The sequence below is a fragment of the Acidovorax sp. FJL06 genome, assembly GCF_003852545.1.
In the GTDB taxonomy this organism is placed as follows: Bacteria; Pseudomonadota; Gammaproteobacteria; order Burkholderiales; family Burkholderiaceae_C; genus Acidovorax.
Genome location: NZ_QAJR01000108.1, coordinates 1 through 493 on the forward strand (window position 1 = coordinate 1; position 493 = coordinate 493).

General features: G+C 76.9%; 1 pseudogene. It reads right to left on the bottom strand.

From position 1 onward, the window contains the following. Positions 1–493, bottom strand: a pseudogene (locus tag DBV10_RS22715) (DUF490 domain-containing protein); the annotation flags it as partial.

Below are 493 nucleotides of genomic sequence, written 5' to 3' on the forward strand. Positions count from 1 at the left end.
GCGCCGATCTGCAGCGGCAGCCCGAGCTGTGTGAGCGGCTGTGGGGCCTCCGTGCTGGGCGGTGCGTCGGCTGCGGGGGTGATCTGCACGCGGGCGGCGTGCACCTCGCCCAGCTCCAGGCGGCGCTGGAGCAGGGGCATGAGCTGCCAGCCCAGGGCGATGTCGCTTGCTTCCACCGACAGCGCCGGGCTGCTCCAGCGCAGCCAGCCGATGCGGCCACCACCGCGCAGCGAGCCGCTCACGTCGCGGCTTTCCAGTTGCTGGCCGGCCGGCAGGTACTGCGCGGCGCGCGCCAAGGCGGTGGCCAGCGAGGTGCTGCTGCCGGCCCACCACCACAGGGCTGCAGCGGCGGCGATCAGCAGGGCCACCAGGGCGGCCAGCAGCCAGCCCAGGCCCCGCAGTGCGCGGTGCGCGCGTGACCGGGGGCGGCGGGGCGGCTGCGGGTGGGAGGACGCACCCGCGCTGAAGTCCGACGACGGGGCGCGCGGCGGTG